This window comes from Acinetobacter sp. V89_4 (genome assembly GCF_029967875.1).
In the GTDB taxonomy this organism is placed as follows: Bacteria; Pseudomonadota; Gammaproteobacteria; order Pseudomonadales; family Moraxellaceae; genus Acinetobacter; species Acinetobacter oleivorans.
This window is the reverse complement of record NZ_JASCAI010000029.1, coordinates 137,197-155,907: the sequence shown is the minus strand read 5'-3', so window position 1 is coordinate 155,907 and position 18,711 is coordinate 137,197. Positions and strand designations below refer to the sequence as shown.

General features: G+C 39.0%; 21 protein-coding genes and 1 pseudogene. 15 read left to right on the top strand and 7 right to left on the bottom strand.

Going from position 1 to position 18,711, the window contains the following annotated elements; translation table 11 throughout:
* Positions 1–16: 16 nt before the first annotated feature.
* The 7 genes from queE (at position 17) to QLG01_RS16565 (ending at position 4,197) form a co-directional block, all read left to right on the top strand.
* Positions 17–727, top strand: a complete 711-nt coding sequence (queE, locus tag QLG01_RS16595; protein ID WP_151767147.1) for a 7-carboxy-7-deazaguanine synthase QueE — start codon at positions 17–19, stop codon at positions 725–727.
* A gap of 40 nt (positions 728–767) precedes the next feature.
* On the top strand, positions 768–1,436 hold the full coding sequence (gene queC / locus QLG01_RS16590; RefSeq protein WP_004790702.1) for a 7-cyano-7-deazaguanine synthase QueC: 669 nt from the start codon (positions 768–770) through the stop codon (positions 1,434–1,436).
* A gap of 16 nt (positions 1,437–1,452) precedes the next feature.
* On the top strand, positions 1,453–1,869 hold the full coding sequence (locus tag QLG01_RS16585; RefSeq protein WP_003650267.1) for a hypothetical protein: 417 nt from the start codon (positions 1,453–1,455) through the stop codon (positions 1,867–1,869).
* A 99-nt stretch (positions 1,870–1,968) separates the two neighbouring features.
* Entirely contained in the window at positions 1,969–2,655 is a 687-nt protein-coding gene (locus QLG01_RS16580) for a diphthine--ammonia ligase (RefSeq protein ID WP_282496966.1), read from the top strand.
* Between the two features lie 19 nt (positions 2,656–2,674).
* Positions 2,675–3,136: a peroxiredoxin gene (locus QLG01_RS16575; protein WP_282496965.1), complete on the top strand. Its 462-nt coding sequence runs from the start codon at positions 2,675–2,677 to the stop codon at positions 3,134–3,136.
* A 117-nt stretch (positions 3,137–3,253) separates the two neighbouring features.
* A complete protein-coding gene (locus tag QLG01_RS16570) occupies positions 3,254–3,823 on the top strand; it encodes a CAP domain-containing protein (protein ID WP_282496964.1) in 570 nt (189 codons plus the stop codon).
* A gap of 11 nt (positions 3,824–3,834) precedes the next feature.
* The gene (locus tag QLG01_RS16565; RefSeq protein WP_282496963.1) at positions 3,835–4,197 is read left to right on the top strand and encodes a glyoxalase superfamily protein; all 363 of its coding nucleotides are present in this window, start codon (positions 3,835–3,837) and stop codon (positions 4,195–4,197) included.
* A gap of 4 nt (positions 4,198–4,201) precedes the next feature.
* Here the strand turns inward: QLG01_RS16565 and QLG01_RS16560 are convergent, their stop codons facing one another.
* The 3 genes and pseudogenes from QLG01_RS16560 to QLG01_RS16550 form a co-directional block, all read right to left on the bottom strand.
* Entirely contained in the window at positions 4,202–4,582 is a 381-nt protein-coding gene (locus QLG01_RS16560) for a nuclear transport factor 2 family protein (protein ID WP_282496962.1), read from the bottom strand.
* Position 4,583: 1 nt separating this feature from the next.
* Positions 4,584–4,732 (bottom strand): annotated as a pseudogene (locus tag QLG01_RS16555) (tautomerase family protein); the annotation flags it as partial.
* Positions 4,720–5,286, bottom strand: a complete 567-nt coding sequence (locus QLG01_RS16550; RefSeq protein WP_282496961.1) for a nicotinate-nicotinamide nucleotide adenylyltransferase — start codon at positions 5,284–5,286, stop codon at positions 4,720–4,722. The pseudogene QLG01_RS16555 and the gene QLG01_RS16550, both read right to left, overlap by 13 nt.
* A 109-nt stretch (positions 5,287–5,395) precedes the next feature.
* On the opposite strand from QLG01_RS16550, the gene QLG01_RS16545 reads away from it, so the two are divergent.
* Positions 5,396–6,196, top strand: coding sequence for an enoyl-CoA hydratase-related protein (locus tag QLG01_RS16545; protein WP_005307529.1), 801 nt, complete (start codon positions 5,396–5,398; stop codon positions 6,194–6,196).
* Here the strand turns inward: QLG01_RS16545 and QLG01_RS16540 are convergent.
* The 4 genes from QLG01_RS16540 to purL form a co-directional block, all read right to left on the bottom strand.
* The gene (locus QLG01_RS16540) at positions 6,189–6,509 is read right to left on the bottom strand and encodes a hypothetical protein (RefSeq protein ID WP_005307532.1); all 321 of its coding nucleotides are present in this window, start codon (positions 6,507–6,509) and stop codon (positions 6,189–6,191) included. The two genes, QLG01_RS16545 and QLG01_RS16540, sit on opposite strands and share 8 nt — an antisense overlap.
* Before the next feature lie 64 nt (positions 6,510–6,573).
* Positions 6,574–6,699: a KGW motif small protein gene (locus tag QLG01_RS16535; protein WP_005307535.1), complete on the bottom strand. Its 126-nt coding sequence runs from the start codon at positions 6,697–6,699 to the stop codon at positions 6,574–6,576.
* Between the two features lie 200 nt (positions 6,700–6,899).
* Positions 6,900–8,105 carry a multidrug effflux MFS transporter gene (locus tag QLG01_RS16530; RefSeq protein ID WP_199942878.1) on the bottom strand — a complete coding sequence of 402 codons (1,206 nt, stop codon included), beginning with the start codon at positions 8,103–8,105 and terminating at the stop codon, positions 6,900–6,902.
* An 82-nt stretch (positions 8,106–8,187) separates the two neighbouring features.
* Positions 8,188–12,021: a phosphoribosylformylglycinamidine synthase gene (purL, locus tag QLG01_RS16525; RefSeq protein ID WP_107882928.1), complete on the bottom strand. Its 3,834-nt coding sequence runs from the start codon at positions 12,019–12,021 to the stop codon at positions 8,188–8,190.
* 309 nt (positions 12,022–12,330) lie between these two features.
* Between purL and QLG01_RS16520 the strand changes: the two genes are divergently transcribed.
* The 7 genes from QLG01_RS16520 to tolR all read left to right on the top strand — a co-directional run bounded on the left by QLG01_RS16520 (position 12,331) and on the right by tolR (position 18,708).
* Positions 12,331–13,671, top strand: coding sequence for a deoxyguanosinetriphosphate triphosphohydrolase (locus QLG01_RS16520; RefSeq protein ID WP_004790671.1), 1,341 nt, complete (start codon positions 12,331–12,333; stop codon positions 13,669–13,671).
* 93 nt (positions 13,672–13,764) lie between these two features.
* The gene (gene ruvA, locus QLG01_RS16515; RefSeq protein ID WP_005307546.1) at positions 13,765–14,364 is read left to right on the top strand and encodes a Holliday junction branch migration protein RuvA; all 600 of its coding nucleotides are present in this window, start codon (positions 13,765–13,767) and stop codon (positions 14,362–14,364) included.
* 7 nt (positions 14,365–14,371) lie between these two features.
* Positions 14,372–15,376, top strand: coding sequence for a Holliday junction branch migration DNA helicase RuvB (gene ruvB / locus QLG01_RS16510; RefSeq protein WP_004790665.1), 1,005 nt, complete (start codon positions 14,372–14,374; stop codon positions 15,374–15,376).
* Between the two features lie 203 nt (positions 15,377–15,579).
* Positions 15,580–16,914 (top strand): M20 family metallopeptidase, encoded by a 1,335-nt coding sequence (locus QLG01_RS16505; RefSeq protein WP_282496960.1) that lies wholly within the window; start codon positions 15,580–15,582, stop codon positions 16,912–16,914.
* Positions 16,915–17,126: 212 nt separating this feature from the next.
* A complete protein-coding gene (gene ybgC / locus QLG01_RS16500; protein WP_004699892.1) occupies positions 17,127–17,534 on the top strand; it encodes a tol-pal system-associated acyl-CoA thioesterase in 408 nt (135 codons plus the stop codon).
* 23 nt (positions 17,535–17,557) lie between these two features.
* On the top strand, positions 17,558–18,256 hold the full coding sequence (tolQ, locus tag QLG01_RS16495; protein WP_151821470.1) for a protein TolQ: 699 nt from the start codon (positions 17,558–17,560) through the stop codon (positions 18,254–18,256).
* Entirely contained in the window at positions 18,256–18,708 is a 453-nt protein-coding gene (gene tolR / locus QLG01_RS16490; RefSeq protein WP_004790658.1) for a protein TolR, read from the top strand. The genes tolQ and tolR overlap by 1 nt, the downstream gene beginning before the upstream one ends.
* Positions 18,709–18,711: the final 3 nt, after the last annotated feature.

Genomic DNA, 18,711 nt, shown 5'->3' with positions numbered 1-18,711 from the left:
GTGTGGTATTTCTAGAATGGCTTCCTTACGTTCCTCTGCAATTCCTGTCTCAGACCCTGCGTCCGGTTTACGCATTACCGAGATTTTTTACTCGTTGCAGGGTGAAGCAAACGCCTCTGGCCTACCGACTGTATTTATTCGTCTAACGGGTTGTCCATTACGTTGTAGCTATTGTGATACCACTTATTCTTTTGAAGGCGGTGAACGTTTTTCACTTGAACATATCATTGAAACAGCTACCCAATATCAAACACCTTATATTTGTGTAACTGGTGGTGAACCACTTGCACAGCCAAACTGTTTGATTTTATTACAACGTCTATGTGAAGCTGGCTTTGATGTTTCTTTAGAAACCAGTGGCGCGCTCGATGTCTCAAAAGTAGATTCGCGTGTTTCTAAAGTTCTTGATTTAAAAACTCCAACTTCTGGTGAGGAACATCGTAATCTCATCAGCAATCTTGATCATTTGACTGCGCACGATCAAATTAAATTCGTCATTTGTAACCGCGAAGATTATGAATGGTCAAAGCAGCAAGTTGAAAAATATCAACTGCATAAAAAAGTCAGTACCGTTTGGTTCTCCCCTGCCTTTGCAGTTGAAAAAGGTGCTGTTGGCCTGCCACGTCTAGCACGTGATCTAGCACAGTGGATACTTGATGATAAACTCGTCGTTCGCTTCCAACTTCAGTTACATAAACTGCTTTGGAACGATGAATCAGGTCGTTAATCACTCAATAAAATAAATCATTCCGAATATGGAGAAAAATATGCGCCCTCGTGCCATTGTTTTGCTTTCAGGCGGCTTAGACTCAACCACTTGCCTAGCTTGGGCACAAGCACGCTATGAATGTATTGCTATTAGTTTTATGTATGGCCAACGCTCAACGACTGAACTAGATGCAGCAAAAGCATTAGCTCAACGTGCAGGTGTTGAACATCGTGTAATTAATATCGATTTGGCGAATTTAGGCGGATCTGCACTTACAGACCACAACATTGCCGTACCAGAACAGTTACAAGAAGGTATTCCTGTAACTTATGTACCAGCACGTAACACTATTTTCCTCTCTTATGCTCTAGCAGCAGCAGAAGTATTTAATGCCGAAGCGATTGTTATAGGTATCAATGCTGTTGATTATTCAGGATATCCTGATTGTCGTCCTGAATTTATTGATGCTTTTGCGAATATGGCACGCTTAGCAACTAAAGCTGGCGTAGAAGGAAAACCACTTAAATTTGAAACACCACTGTTACATTTATCCAAAGCGAATATTATACGTTTAGGGATTGAACATGGCGTAGACTATAGTCAAACGGTATCTTGCTACCAAGCAGATGCTCAAGGACGTGCGTGTGGCAAATGTGACAGTTGCCGTTTGCGTAAAGAAGGCTTTATCGAGGCTGGTGTTGCCGACCCAACACGCTATATACCGTAATAAGTAGGTAAAATTTATGAAGTTGTTAAAATCAAATCTTATTCTTTCATCTTTGTTTTCAACAGTTGCTCTTATGGCTGGTGCAGCACATGCTGCCGAAAACCCAGTTCAAGCAGCATATAAAAGTACTAACGTTAAAGGTGCATTAGTTAACGTTTGTAAAGATCAAACAGCTAAAGGCGGTAAACTAAGTTCATCTGAAGTTAGCAAATTCTGTAGCTGCCAAGTTGAAGCACAAGGTAAAGTGACTGAAGCACAAAAATGGGAAATCCAAAGTGCAATCAATGCGAAGAAAAGCCCAAGCTCTCTAGGATTTGTACAACAACAAAACCGTGATCTTAAAGCATGTTTCGGTCCTCAGTTAACAACTAAACTTGAAAAATTAACTGAAGATGCAATGAAAGCTGCTCAACAACAAGCTCCTAAAAAATAAGCTTTTGTTATTCCAAATTAAGCCTGCATTTATGCAGGCTTTTTTGTAGCTCTGTTAAAATGATCTTTTCGAACTTGAACAATTCACCTGAAATAAACCATGCAAGAACAATGGAAAACCAACGCAATAAATAAGACCTCTATTGTCTCCTTCAGTGGTGGCAAAGACAGCTCCCTTGCACTCTACCATGCAATGAAAACTGGCACGGTGAGTGGGCTCATTGTCATGCTGGAAGAACAAGGTCAGCGCTCTCGTTCACATGCTATGCCACTCGATATTATTCAAGCACAAGCTAAAGCAATCTGCTTACCAGTATTCATGGCTTCATCAAGCTGGAATGACTATGAGGCTAAATTTATTGAATTACTCATTCAGGCAAAACAACAAGGTGCCGAGGTACTTGTTACAGGCGATCTGGATATGCCTGAACATGGGTGTTGGCATGATCGAATAACTCAACAGGTAGGACTCAAATTAGGAATGCCTCTTTGGCTTCGTCCACATCGTGAAGTTGTTGAAGAATTTATCAATCTTGGTTTCCGTAGTGTGCTTGTAACAGTGAACTTAAAACTAGGAATGACAATTGAAGATTTAGGAAAAACTTTAACCTTAGAATATATAAAAGAACTTGAAAACCGTGGTATTGATCCATGTGGTGAAGGTGGTGAATTTCATACGACTGTGATTGATGGCCCAATTTTTAACAAACCAATTCCTGTAAGAAAGCTCGATATTGTTTATCATGAAGAATATGCTTTTTTACCACTTGAATTAGATCAAATTTAGCTTTTTTGAAGGATGAGAAATGACTGACAATATCCAATTACCAAATCAGGTATTCCCAACAACACAAGGTGAAGTGAACTTGACTGAGGTCGAAAATGAATGGTTAATCATTTACTTCTACCCTAAAGATTCAACTCCAGGATGTACAACACAAGCTGTTGGTTTTTCTTGTCTACAAGATCAGTTTGAAGCTTTAAGTGCTCGTATTTACGGTGTTTCGCGCGACTCAGTAAAAGCGCATCAAAACTTTACTGAAAAGCAGGCACTGACTATTGATCTAATTAGTGATAAAGAAGAAGTACTGTGTAAACACTTCGATGTGATTAAAGAAAAAAATATGTATGGCAAAAAAGTAATGGGTATTGAACGCTCTACTTTCATTTTCCATAACAAAACTTTAGTTAAAAGCTACCGTAAAGTTAAAGCTGCTGGGCATGCAGAACAAGTTTTAGAAGACTTAAAAGCCCTTCAAACAGCTTAATAAAATTAACTAACAAAAAGCGAGTTTCACACTCGCTTTTTGTTTGCAAAGCATTACACAATACTTTGACTTTGGCGTATCATAAAAATATTAGAATAATTATTTTAAGGCAATGATATGAGTTTACTCAAAACCTGCTCTTTGCTGCCTGCTACTCTTTTTATCGGTGCATGTAGTGCAAATACATTAACAATATCCACTGATAGCACCACATCAATTGCTCAAATTCAAAAAAAATCCAATGAAATAAGCTGCCAAGATTTACAAAACCCAGCCTATCAACAAGCTGTACTGAACACAATTAATCAGATCCGACAGCAATCACGTCAATGTGGTCAGCAGTATTTCCCAGCAACCAGACCTTTGAACTGGAGTAATAATTTATATAAAGGCGCACTTTCTCATAGTGAAGATATGGCTGCACACAACTTTCTCGGGCATGTTGGCTCAACGGGTCTGGACTTAAAATCACGTTTAAAAATTTACAATACCCTTGGTAAAGCCAATGGTGAAAATGTCGCTAGTGGCCAAAAAACTTTAGGGCAAGTTATGTCTAGATGGCTAACAAGTCCCTTGCATTGTAGTAATCTAATGAATCCAAAATTCACCACTTACGCAATCGCGTGTGCTTCTGATCAGTCTGTGAAGCAAAAGAGTTATTGGACTCAACAATTTGGTACACGTTAAAAGGAAAAATGATGCAATCTGGTTCAATCACTCCAATTTTAAGAATTTTTGATGTTGATTTAGCTCAATCATTTTATCTTGAGTTCTTAGGTTTTCAGCTTGATTGGCAACATCAATTTGAAGATAACTTCCCGTTATATTTACAAATTTCCAAAGATGATTGCGTTATTCATTTATCAGAGCATTTTGGTGATGCAAGTCCACATAGTGCAATCCGTATTTATTGGGAACATATTTATGAGCTGCACAGCGAACTAAGCAAAAAAGATTATAAATTTTCTAAGCCTCAGGTTGAAAAAACAAATTGGGAAACACTTGAACTCAGCATCACCGATCCTTTTTCCAACCGAATTATCTTTTGGGCAGATGCTTAATCATTCAGTCCGCTAAAATTTGATAATGGAATACTTTCGATATAATTCTCCATTGATCATCTTCAAACACAAATGTAAGTGCATCATAAAAATATTTAGGGTGTATAACGCATTCAACGTGTACTAGCGCCAACCGTTCATTAATCAAATTGATTGAACTGATTTTATCCTGTCGTGTTTGTCGCATTGAAGCTGGAGAAATCCGACTCGCAACAATTGGAAAATATTCAGCCATGCTAAGTCGTAGTATGGGTTGCTCGGTTACATTGATATATATAGCATCAGGATGAAAAACATTATTTAGAAGTTGCACATCACAAAAATACAAACCATCAAAATATTGCTCTAATTGTTTCTGAATCACAGTAATAGGATTATTTTGCATTTTAAGTACTCAAACTTTGTCTTTTTCGTATCGCAAAAACAGTTTTACCTGCAATACCCCAGTTATCAGTTTCAACTTCATCAATGACTACAAATGTATGGTAGGATCTTTATCAAGCACACGAACCACAAGCTGAATTAATTTAGATTGGTTTTATCATCTATAAGATATTTGCGCTGGAGTTCAGCATAAATTTCAGTTTCTTTAAATTCATCTAAAAATTTAATCGTTCCTACAGGGAAAAATTCCGTTTGGATTTCACCACGATAATAAGCTTCACGCATTGGTGTTGCCGAAATTGAATTTTTTAAGCTATCCAGCTCAACCATAATCCATTCAGGAAACAGTCTCAAATAATAGGAAGACTCGTCTTTAAAATGTCCGATCAAACCAACTTTTGAGTTAGGTTCAATTACGCCATTCACTAAAGATTTGACTTGTTTCACCCACTTTTCGTCATTATAAACATCTACCACATGTACAAAACGGATGCGTTTTTGTTCTTCTAGAGAAAAATTTGACAAGATCATTTGCTCACGCTCTATTGCTAAGAACGGATTTTTAATATTACGTTCCATTTGAGCAGAGCCTAACGCCAAAACCACATAATGGCTTTGTTGTAAGGCAATTTCAATGGTCTGCATATGAGCCAAATGAAATGGTTGAAAACGCCCTATAAAAACGAGATAGTCAAATTTATACATAATTAGATTTTCACTTTTTATGAACTCATCAGTAACGCTCATTACAAAAAATATGCGCCATAATGAGAACCTAAAAATTAACAACGTGGTTTAAAGCAAGGATAGTACGATGACACTTAGCTGTATTCAACAACCTCATCAACATTTAAACGCAAATTTAGAAGGTGGCGTACTCACCTTAGCCATAAATCGCCCAGATGCAAAAAATGCACTCTATGGCGAACTTTATTTATGGATTGCCAAAGCATTGAATGAAGCCGACCTTAATAAAGATGTTCGAGTAGTTATTCTACGTGGTGTCGAGCAAGATTTTACCGCTGGCAATGACATGAAAGATTTTATGGGTTTTGTACAAAATCCAAACATGGGGCCAGCTGGAGAAGTTCCACCATTCGTTCTACTTAAAGCGGCTGCCAAATTATCAAAACCACTTCTTATTGCAGTAAAAGGTGTGGCAATTGGAATTGGCGTTACGATTTTATTACACGCAGATTTAGTTTTTGCTGACAACACGTCCCTATTCCAGATTCCATTTGTAAGTCTTGGCCTTTCTCCAGAAGGTGGTGCAAGTCAGTTACTCATTCAACAAGCGGGTTATCACAAAGCAGCTGAGCTTCTACTTACTGCAAAAAAATTCAATGCTGAAACTGCTGTACAAGCAGGCTTAGTTAATGAAGTAGTTGAAGATTCTTACGCATCTGCTCAGGCAACAGCTCAGCATTTAGCAGCTTTGCCTCTTGCATCATTAAAGCAGACAAAAGCGCTTATGAAGCATAATTTAGAGCAAATTATTGAATGTATTGATCATGAAGCCGAAATCTTTATGCAACGCGTTCACTCACCTGAAATGCTAGAAGCAGTACAAGCATTTATGCAAAAACGTAAACCAGATTTCTCTCAGTTTAATTAAAATCAACTTCTATGATTTGAATAAACTCAAAGGCAGGCTCTTCATAAGGATGGCTTGCCTTTAATGCTTTCGCTACGGTCTTGGCATTTTCTTCAATTACGATTGTTTCTACACGCCACTCATCAACTTGTTCGAGTTCACCTAGCTCTCCGATATAAGGATCGGCGCCTTTAACTGGCTTAAACTGCCCTATTCCTTTCACTTGCCATGCGCAGTGTTCATAATTACCGATACCACCTGCACCAGCAGAGAAAATGGCTTGTTTAGTCGACTCAAGATGTGACTCAGGTACGTAATAAATCAGCTTTAACATGAGCAAAATGACTCAAAACTAGCGAACTTGAAATCATACCGTTAAAAAAGCCTCAGAATCAAAGTCAGCTCATCATTACCAAATAATTTGCTCCAATAAAGAGTATTTGAATCGCAAGCGCTAAGCCAAATAAACGCCAGCCCATATCTTTTTTATAAAACGTTTTTATGTGATTTTCATTTTTCATCATTTTGATCTCCGATTTTTTATCGTTGTTACAGAGAAAGCAAAAATTGAACCAACCTCAAATAAAGCATAAGGGGTTAAATAGTAAGCTGTCTATACTCTTATACATTTTTTTAAAATGCTTCAAGAGCTTCAACAATCCATATGCAGCTATTAGTTTGAAGAAATTTGAAAATTCAGTGATTTATCGTCATCCCTATAATTTTAAGCATCCGATTTCTTTAAATATCTATTCTCATATATTGTCATAGCGAAAGCCAAACCACACAAAATGACAAAACCACAAGTCATTGGAATTAATGTACCGTTATATAATTGCCCAATAATAGAGGCAAGAATAAGTGACAAGACAGAGGAAGCTGCACCAATAATAGCCGATGCCATTCCAGCGACATGCCCCATTGGTTCCATCGCAATCGCGTTTAAATTACCAAATAGAGTTCCGAATAATAAAAATAAAATGCAGGCATAAAGCATAAACATCCAGAATGATACAGCCACGCCTAAAAGCTGAATTCCCAAGAAAATTAAAGAAATTAAGCACAAGCCTAAAAAGCCATAAATACAGATTGGACGCATACCAAACTTCATAACAATTTTAGAGTTTGTAAATGAGGCGATTCCCATCACACCAGCAAGTACAGCAAAATAAGCACTAAATTCTTGTCCTGTTTTACCAAACTGTTGCATAAAAATTTGTTGAGAAGTTCCCAAATAACCAATGAAACCACCAAAGCAAAAGCCTGCACATAGCAAATAACTCATGGTAGTTTTATTACTTACAACTTCTTTAAAGCCCTCTTGAAATGCTTGCAACCGCATAGGTAAACGATTTTCAGGAAGTAATGTTTCTTCTAATCGTAAAGCAACCCATGCTCCAATCACTGTGGCATAGACCATATATAAAACAAAGATCTCACGCCAACCAAAGAAATGAATAATGAGTTGCCCTAAACTCGGTGCAACTGCTGGAGCCACCATAAATACCATCATGATTAAAGACATGATGCGAGCCATTTGAGCTCCGCTGTATTTATCTCTAACAATTGAAATCGTAGCAACATAAGGCCCTGAAACACCAATACCTTGAATAAAGCGCCCAACTAAAAACCACTCAAAACTTTGTGTTGTAAAGCACAATAAACTTCCCAGAAAATAAATAATAATTCCTGTGAATAAAATGCGTTTACGCCCAATCGCATCGGATAGAGGCCCCGCAATGAGCTGCCCAATGGTCATGCCAGAAAAGATACCAATGATGACCCATTGCGACTGATTATTATTTTTTAATTCAAAAACACGTCCAATCTCACCTAAAGCAGGTAAAACTGCATCTATCGAAAAAGAAACAATCGACATGAGCAATGCCATGAGCAATGCAAATTCACGGAAATGGATTTTTGATTTCATTTTTCTTCTCTACTATTTATTCTATTTACATTGTACTACATGCAAATAAGCCACCTTACGGTGGCTTATTTCAACTTTTCTATTAACCAATAAACTTACGTGCGTTACGGAACATACGTAACCATGCACCATCTTCAGTCCACTCTTCTGGACTCCAAGAGTGTTGAATTGCACGGAAAGTACGCTCAGGGTGCGGCATCATAATCGTTGCACGACCATCTTTAGAAGTAACACCAGTAATCGCTTCAGGTGAGCCGTTCGGGTTCAATGGATAATGTTGAGTCGGGTTACCGTGACTATCAACATAACGCAATGCAACTTGGTTAGCTGCGTTCAAGCTTGCAATGTTAGCTTCACTTGCAACAGCACGACCTTCACCATGTGCAACAGCAATCGGTAAGATTGAACCTTCCATACCATCAAGCAATACAGAAACAGATTTTTCAACACGAACGTTTACGCTACGAGCTTCAAAAACTTCTGACATATTGCGGTGGAAACGTGGCCAGTGCTCAGCACCCGGGATAAGCGGTGCCAATTGTGACAACATTTGGCAACCATTACAGATACCTAAACTGAATGTTTCTTCACGATGGAAGAACTGTTCAAACTGATCACGTAATTTAGCATTGAACAATACTGATTTTGCCCAACCACCACCTGCGCCCATTACGTCGCCGTAAGAGAAACCACCACAAGTCACTAAACCTTCGAAATCACTTAGGCTTACACGACCAGCAAGTAAATCGCTCATGTGTACATCAATCGTATTAAAGCCAACTTTGTCAAAAGCTGCTGCCATTTCAATATGACCATTTACACCTTGCTCACGCAAGATTGCCATATTAGGACGACGTGTATTAATGAACGGCGCTTCAATAGGTTCATTCAAGTCGAATGTTGGTTTAGCAATCAAACCTTGATGCGTATTGTCAGTAATTAATGAAAATTCCTGATCAGCAGTTTCTACGTTATCACGTAAACGTTGGATCTGATGAGATACCTCAGACCAAGCTTGTTGTAATTCAGCACGATCTAAAGTTAAACCATTTACAGATAATTGATCTGAATTATTTACACGACCAACTACAGCAATTGCATCTTTTAAGCTAGAAGCTGCGATTTCTGCTTGTAAAGCTTCCCAATCAGTTGCTTTAATTTGAAGTACTGCACCAATTTCTTCTGCAAATAAGCCCGCAGTAGTCTGGTTTTCTAACGCAACACCTAAACGTGCAGCAAACATCATTTCAGCTACAGAAGCTAATAAACCACCATCACCGATGTCATGGTAAGCTTGAATCAAACCACGATTGTTCCAGTCTTGGATTAAAGCGAAGAACGCTTTGAAATCATCAAAACTATCAACATCTGGAGTGATTGAACCGATTGCTTTATATACTTGAGCAAGAATCGAACCACCTAAACGGAACTGACCTTTAGACAAATCAATACGTACAAGTACTGAATCTTCTAAATTTTTAAGTTCAGGTGTTAAGGTCTTACGAACATCAGTTACTGGAGCAAATGCAGTAATTACACCCGTCATTGGAGAAGTTACAGCTTTATCTTCGCCGTTGTCATTCCAAGTCGTACGCATTGAAAGTGAGTCTTTACCTACAGGAATCGCAATTCCTAAAGCAGGACACATTTCCATACCAATTGCTTTCACGCCTTCAAACAATGCTTGATCTTCACCTTTTTGACCAGCAGCAGCCATCCAGTTTGCAGAAAGTTTGATATCACTAATTTGTTCAATGTTTGCACATGCAATATTGGTAATTGCTTCCGCAACTGCCAAACGAGCAGATGCGGCTGGGTTTAACAATGCAACTGGTGGACGTTCACCCATTGCCATTGCTTCACCAGTGAAACCTTGCAAACTTGTTGTTGTTACTGCTGCATCTGCAACAGGAACCTGCCAACGACCAACCATTTGATCACGTGCAACCATACCTGTAATTGAACGGTCACCAATGGTGATCAAGAATGACTTAGACGCAACTGTAGGGTTTTTCAATACGCGGAAAATCGCATCTTTCAAATCAACTTTTGAAGCGTCAAAATCATCGCCACTACGTTCAATAGTTTCATAAGAACGCTGCATGCGTGGCGTACCACCAAGCATCACCTGCATTGGCATATCAACAGCATCATTTTGGAATAATGGATCTTCAACTGTTAAGTGACGTGCTTCAGTTGCTTCACCTAACACAGCAAACGGACAACGTTCACGTGCACAGATTGCTTCGAACTGCTCTAAAGATTCTGGACGAATAGCAAGAACATAACGCTCTTGTGCTTCATTTGACCAGATTTCCATTGGGCTCATGCCCGGTTCTAATGAAGGAATCTTACGAAGGTTAAGAACTGCACCTAACTCATGATCATTCACAAGTTCAGGCATAGCATTTGATAGACCACCCGCGCCAACGTCATGTACAGAAACGATTGGGTTGAAGTCTTCTAAACGCCAGCAAGTATCGATTACTTCTTGACAACGGCGCTCCATTTCTGGGTTTTCACGTTGTACAGAAGCGAAATCAAGGCTTTCACCCATTGTACCGCTATCTACAGAAGATGCTGCACCACCACCAAGACCAATTAACATTGCAGGGCCACCCAATACAATGAGTAAATCACCTGGTTGAATCGCATCTTTTTCTACATGGTCAGGACGGATATTACCGTAACCACCAGCAATCATGATTGGCTTATGGAAACCTTTCACTTCACCATTTACATTCTGTTCGAAAGTACGGAAATAACCATTTAACGCAGGACGACCGAATTCATTGTTAAATGCCGCGCCGCCTAATGGACCTTCAATCATGATTTGTAATGGCGATGCCATACGTGAAGGTTTACCGTAGTTTTCTTCCCAAGGTTGTTCAAAACCAGGAATGTTTAAGTTCGAAACTGTGAAACCTGTTAAACCAGCTTTTGGTTTACCACCACGACCTGTTGCACCTTCATCACGGATTTCACCGCCTGAACCAGTTGCAGCACCAGCAAATGGAGAAATTGCTGTTGGGTGGTTATGAGTTTCAACCTTCATTAAAATATGAGCAGCTTGACTCTTATATTTATAAACAAAGTGACCATTTTCATCCGCTTTCGGATAAAAACGCATCGTGTCATAACCCACAATTACTGAAGCATTATCTTTATATGCCGATAACACATCAGTTGGAGATTCTTTATAAGTGTTTTTAATCATCTGGAACAATGATAATGGTTGTTTTTCACCATCAATTGTCCATTCAGATCCAAAGATTTTATGACGACAGTGCTCAGAGTTTGCTTGTGCAAACATCATCAACTCGATGTCATTTGGATTACGGCCAAGCTTACCGAATGCTTCAGTTAAGTAATCAATTTCTTGTTCAGATAACGCAAAACCAAACTCATTGTTAGCTTTAACCAAAGCTTCTTTGCCTTGGCCCAAGATATCAATTGAATTTAATGGTTTTGGAGCTGTTTCTGAAAATAATGCTTTTGCATCATCAATTTGAGCAAAAACTGTTTCTGTCATACGGTCATGAAGTACTTGTTTAACTTCATTCGTAATTTCAGTAACACCTTTTAACGTGAATAAAAGACCACGTTCTAAACGGTGTACTGGTGTATTACAGTTTTTGAAAATATCAGTTGCTTTAGAAGACCAAGGTGAAATAGTACCCACACGTGGTGTAACTAAAATCTGAATCTCATCACTTGCAGATTGACGAAGTTCAAAAGACTCACCGTCATTCAATAATTGCAAAGCAGATTGATGTTGCTGCTCGTTGAGCGCTTGATCAAACAAATAGACCCATTGGCTGTCAAAAGATTGAACAGAACTAATTGACGATAAACGTGTTAATAGTTGAGCTTTCTTAAAAGAAGAATGTGCTGCTGCACCGGCCACGATAAACATGTTGATTTTGGCTCCACGGGCAGGTCTTGTGAACCTTACCGCAATGTGACTTTAGAGAGAGCGCATATTCTACTGCTTCTTGCTAAAATCAGCTAGATGTAGAATCAGTATTCTGTAACCTAATTCTGCAAGAAGTGAGTAGTTTTTTGTTCAAAATCATTTTTTTAGGCATTCTAGCTAAAAATAAATTGTTTCATGTTTATTCAATAACATAATAAAACCTGAACTAAGACAAACTATGTCGCACCAAGCTAGTGCTTTTAACTTTTTTTTGGCATGATCAGGTTTTACAGTTTTGAATAATGATAAATGGAACAAATGCGTTGGTTAGAGCTGCTTTCTGCAGTTCGTTTAGGTAGTAAAAAAAGCAGTACAGAACTGGCTCGTAGCCCATTCCATAAAGATTATGACCGTATTATATTTTCTCAAAGTTTTCGTCAGCTAAACCGTAAGACGCAAGTTCACCCACTCGCACAGCATGATGGCATTCATACCCGTTTAACTCACTCACTTGAAGTTTCCTGTATTGGCCGCTCAATGGGTATGCTTGCCGCAGAAAAAATTAAAAATGAATTACCCGTCTGGATTTCTCCTGCTGATGTCGGCGCAATTATTCAAGCAGCTTGTCTTGCCCACGACATTGGCAACCCACCTTTCGGACATGCAGGTGAATACGCAATTCGCGAATGGTTCGACGATGCTTCACATGATGATTTTTTAAAAAAGCTAAGTCCTGAAGAAGAGGCCGATGTACGTCAGTTTGAAGGTAATGCTCAAGGATTACGTTTATTAAGTCGCATTGACTATCATCCAAATGATGGAGGAATGCGCTTAACCTATGCAACCCTAGGTGCTTATTTAAAGTATCCATGGCTTTCAAAAACGATTGCGTCACAAGGTGATCGCCCTTCTCATCAACGAGCAAAGTTTGGTTGTTATCAATCTGAAAAAGAAATTTTAAAACAGATTGCCGAACAGCTCGGACTTATTCAGTTAGGTGAATATCATTATTGCCGTCACCCACTCACCTATTTGTTAGAAGCTGCGGATGACATTTGCTATGCCTTAATTGACTTAGAAGATGGCATTATCTTAAATATGCTGAGTTACCAAGAAGTTGAGCCAATTTTCTTAAACCTTATTGCCGACTATGGTCAGCCTGAAGAATTGTCACATCCAAATAGTACATGGCAACAAAAGATTTCGGCATTACGTGGTCGTGTTATGAAACGGCTTGTGGATGAAGTCACCACAGCTTTTGCTAAACATCATTATGAAATCATTACAGGTCAGCTTAAAGGTAACCTTTTACAATATTGCTCACCCGATATTGCAATTGGTATCGAAACAGCCAAAAATCTAGCGCGTGATAAAATTTTTGAGCATCCACAAAAGTCTGGCTTAGAAATTATTGCGCATCAAAGTTTGCAAACGATTTTAGATGCTTTTGTACCGCTGACCACACCACATAAATCTTTAAGCTTTAAAGAACAACGTTTAATGTCTATCCTTAATTTGTATGGTGCTAACTTTAGCAATAATCATTACAGCAATATTATGCAAGTACTCGATATTATCAGTAAGTTTTCAGATCATCAGGCTTATAGCTTGGCTCAAGAGCTACAAGGTAATAAAATTGGCTTGTTTTAAGCTGGCTTAATATAGAAAGAAATAAAACCAGTGTCGTTTTCAATTAATGTTAAAACGACCAGATTTACAGTTATGAATAAGTGAAATTAATCTATGATCGGATGTTTAATTGGCGAAGTGTTTGCCCTAGAAGCCCCTACTGTCTTACTGAATGTAAATGGTGTGGGTTATGAAATTGATACGCCACTTTCAACATTTTGCCAATTACAAAAAGGCCAGAAAGTTACGCTATGGACCCATTTAGTTGTTCGTGAAGATGCTCAACAACTCTACGGTTTTAGTGATGCTCAAGAGAAAACAATTTTCCGCACCTTATTAAAAGTAAATGGTGTTGGTCCGAAAATGGCATTGGGTATTCTATCGACACTAAGCGTTGAGCTATTGGTTCACACAATTGAGCATGACGACATTAACACGTTAGTAAAAGTTCCGGGTGTTGGTAAAAAAACAGCTGAACGTTTAATGATTGAGCTTCGTGACCGTTTCAAAACATTAGCCCAAGGTACTTCTACTTCAGCTAGCCTGCCTCAAATTCAGTTTGCTGCAAACTCGCCTGTGGCAGAAGCAGAAGCCGCTTTGCAATCTTTAGGTTATAAGCCACTTGAAGCGCAAAAAGCTGTTGCTGCGGTTAAAGCCGATTACACAGAATCAGCCGATATTATTCGTGCTGCTCTTAAATCAATGATGAAGTAAAACAATTATGCAAGACCGTCTAATCAGTGGAGCGGAAAAGCCTGAAGATCATTTTGATCGGGCTATTCGACCAACTTCTCTTGCCGACTACATCGGACAGCCTGTAGTACGCGAGCAAATGGAAATTTTCATTGGCGCAGCTCGCGGTCGTGGTGAAGCACTCGACCACACGCTGATTTTTGGTCCACCGGGCTTAGGTAAAACCACCCTTGCCAACATTATTGCGCGTGAAATGGGCGGTAATCTTAAATCTACTTCAGGGCCAGTTTTAGAGCGTGCGGGCGACTTAGCTGCAATGCTGACCAACCTTGAAGAAGGCGACGTCTTGTTCATTGATGAAATTCACCGCCTTTCTCCAGTGATTGAAGAAATTCTTTATCCAGCGATGGAAGACTACCAATTAGATATTATGATTGGTGAAGGGCCTGCTGCTCGTTCAATTAAACTCGATTTACCCCCGTTTACACTGGTCGCGGCTACAACACGTGCAGGTTTGCTCACCTCACCTCTACGTGACCGTTTCGGTATTGTGCAACGTCTTGAGTTTTACTCTGTAGAAGACCTCACTCATATTGTGTCACGCTCTGCAAACTTGATGAATGTACCCATTACTGTTGAGGGCGCAGAAGAAGTTGCACGCCGTGCACGTGGTACACCACGTATTGCCAATCGTTTATTACGACGTGTTCGTGACTATGCCCAAGTAAAAGGCACAGGCGAAGTGACCCATGAAATGGCACAGCGTGCGCTTGATATGCTCAATGTTGATAAAGCTGGCTTAGACACCCTAGATCGCCGTTATTTGAGCATGCTGCTAGAGCGTTTTGATGGCGGCCCTGCTGGAGTCGAAGCGCTTGCAGCAGCAATGGCTGAAGATAGCGGCACACTTGAAGATGTGATTGAACCGTATTTAATTCAACAAGGTTATGTGATGCGTACCGCGCGAGGTCGCATTGCAACGAACCAATCTTATTTACAGTTTGGAATGACACCACCTGAGCCTAAAAACTAATCAAAGGAAGAGAATTTTCTCTTCCTTTTTTAAGTCCTCTATTCTTACAACTCAAATAAAAATTGTTTTATTAATAATTTAGCCACTCGATACCTTTTAAGTCTTTCTTTATACCTTATTGATTTTTTAATATTTTCAAAAACTGAATTATAAGAAATCTAGATATTAAATCTTATGAACAATAATATTTTTAGGATAAGGACATGTATAAGAAAGCCGCTTTACTTTTGCCACTCATCTTAATGAGTCAACTGAGCCTAGCAGATTGGGTTAACGATGCCGCTCAACAAAATGAAAATCAAGTCATTCAGCTAAGACAAAACATTCACCAACACCCTGAACTCGGCAATATGGAATTTAAAACCTCTACCCTTGTTCAAAAAGAATTAAAGTCTTATGGCATTCAAGTCAAAACAGGTTATGCGAAAACAGGTGTAATTGGCATCTTAAAAGGTAATAAACCTGGCCCTATTATTGCGCTTAGAGCAGATATGGATGCTTTACCTATGGAGGAAAAGAGCGGTGTTCCCTTTGCCAGTAAACAAAAAGCAATTTATCAAGGCAAGGAAACTTATGTGATGCATGCATGTGGACATGATGCACACACTGCAATGTTATTAGGCGCAGCAAAAATTTTAGCTGCGAATAAAGATAAAATATCAGGCACAGTTATTTTTGTTTTCCAACCTGCTGAAGAAGGTGGTGCAGATATAGATAACTTCACTCAGGGTGATCAAATCGGTTCACGAAAAATGATCGCTGATGGTGCTTTTAAAGACTATAAACCAGAAGCTATTTTTGGAATGCATGTCATTGCAGGTATGAAAAGTGGTCATCTTTATTATAAAGATGGTGCCATTTTAAATAGTGCAGACCACTTACGTATTCAGGTCAACGGCAAGCAGGTTCATGGTTCGACGCCATGGTTAGGCAGAGATCCAATTTATGCATCGGCACAAATGATTAATAATTTGCAAAGTCTTATTAGCCGAAGAACAGATCTAACTCAAGGTATGGGCGTGGTTAGTATTGGCAATATTCAAGGTGGTACAGCAGGAAATGTGATTCCCGAACAGGTCAATATGATCGGTACTATTCGCTCTAATAACGAAGAAATAAGAAATAACATCTTAAAAAGTTTACCAGTCATGATAGAGCATAATGCTCAAGCCAATGATGTAACTGCTAAAGTTGAAATTGCACCTTATGCACCAGTAACCATGAATGATAAAACCCTTACTCAACTTATTCAGCCAACATTAGCCAAAGTTGTAGGAGATTCAAAACTGCATGTGCTTGATCACAATGCAAGCGCTAGTGAAGATTTTGCCTATTATGGCAAGTTAATGCCCTCATTTTTTGTTTTCTTAGGGGCGACACCAGAAAATCAAGACTTAACCCAGGCTGCACCGAATCATAATCCCTATTTTATTGTAGATGACAAAGCTCTAAAAACTGGAACCGAGCTACATGTAAGGTTCGTATTAGATTATCCGAATATATCAAAACAAGTCCAAACTTCATGGAAGCCCTCTTAACTTAAAAAGCTTGCTAGCCATAAGATGTAGCGTTTTTAGATTAGAAATTCAGCAATCGCAATTGAAAGGTTGTGCCATAGGACTTAGTATGCAATCTGCTAAACTGCCCCGTATTTAAAAGCAGATGTATGGCTTTTGAATGGAACTAATGTTTTATTCAAAGCCATATTTTAAATATAAAGCTCTATAGTGAACTAAAACGGAATCCTCTCATGGCGAATCATTTTGAATTCAACATTCGTGTTTATATTGAAGATACGGACGCAGGCGGTATTGTTTACCATGCCAACCACATTCGCTATATGGAACGTACCCGTACTGAATGGCTCCGTGCTTCTGGCGTTGATCATTACTGGCATCAAAAAGACTACAACTTTGTCGTACACAAAATTGACGTAAAATACATGCGTCCTATTTTAATGGATGATTTAATTACTGTTACAGCACGTGTAGTTTCATGTAAAGCTGCGTCATTTGTGTTGCAACAAAATATTTATCGTGGTGAAATCTTGCTTGCTTCTGGCGAGGTTGAGTTGGCATGTTTAAGCAAAGAACTTGTAGCTCGTCGTCTTCCAGAAGAAATACGTGATCTTATTCGTAAAGAATTGGAACAAGACTAAAAAAACAACCGGCATATGTAACTATGGCAACAAACATTGAATCAACCCTGCATATTTCTGACCTTATTTTACAGGCAAGTCCAGTCGTTCAGTTGGTCATGCTAATTTTATTGTTAGCATCAATCTTTAGTTGGTATCTGATTGCCAAGTTACATATGAGTTATAAAAAAGCACATCAAGAAGATGAACATTTCCAGAAAATGTTCTGGTCGGGTGCTGAACTCAATACGCTTTACAACAATGCTCAGCTCAACTCAAAACGCTCAGGTCTTGAAGATATTTTTTATCAAGGATTGAGTGAGTTTTTTAAACTTAAAAAACGTCAGGCCCCTATTTCACAAACGATTGAAGGCACTGAACGTATTTTACGTGTAGGTTTGAGTCGTGATCAGAGCCATCTAGAATACGGCTTAGGTACTTTAGCAAGTATTGGCTCTGTAGCTCCTTACATCGGTCTATTCGGTACCGTTTGGGGGATTATGAATGCATTTATCGGTTTAGCTGCTGTTGATCAAGTCACTTTGGCAACTGTTGCACCTGGTATTGCCGAAGCACTTATTGCAACCGCAATTGGTTTATTTGCTGCAATTCCTGCTGTATTGGCTTTTAACCACTTCACTTCTAAAAGTGAAAGTGTTTACTCTGATCGTGCTTTATTTGCTGAAGAGATGATTGCCTTATTGCAACGTCAGTCTGTGGGTTCATCACAGGAAGATGCATAATGGCAATTCAGCGTTCAGGGCGCTTTGAGCGCATAAAAAAACCACTAAAAAGTGATATGAACGTCGTACCCTATATTGACGTTATGCTCGTACTTTTGGTTATTTTCATGGTGACTGCTCCCATGATTACTAGTGGTATTAAAGTCGATTTACCTCAAGCAAATAACCATCCAATCGAATCAAAAGATATGCCAGCCATGGTCACCATTGGTAAAGATGGCAATATTTATCTTCAGTATGAAGATTACAAAGATAGTGAACCATTGTCTCGTGAAAAACTTGAAGAAGTTTTAAGCGGTGCTCAAAAGCAAGCTGAACAAGAAAATAAACAACTCACAGTTTTAGTCAATGGTGATAAGTCTCGTCCTTATGGAGAAGTCGTATCATTGATGGCAAGTTTACAAGAAGCAGGTTTAACTCAAGTTGGCCTTCTGACAGAGCCTTTAAAATAAGCT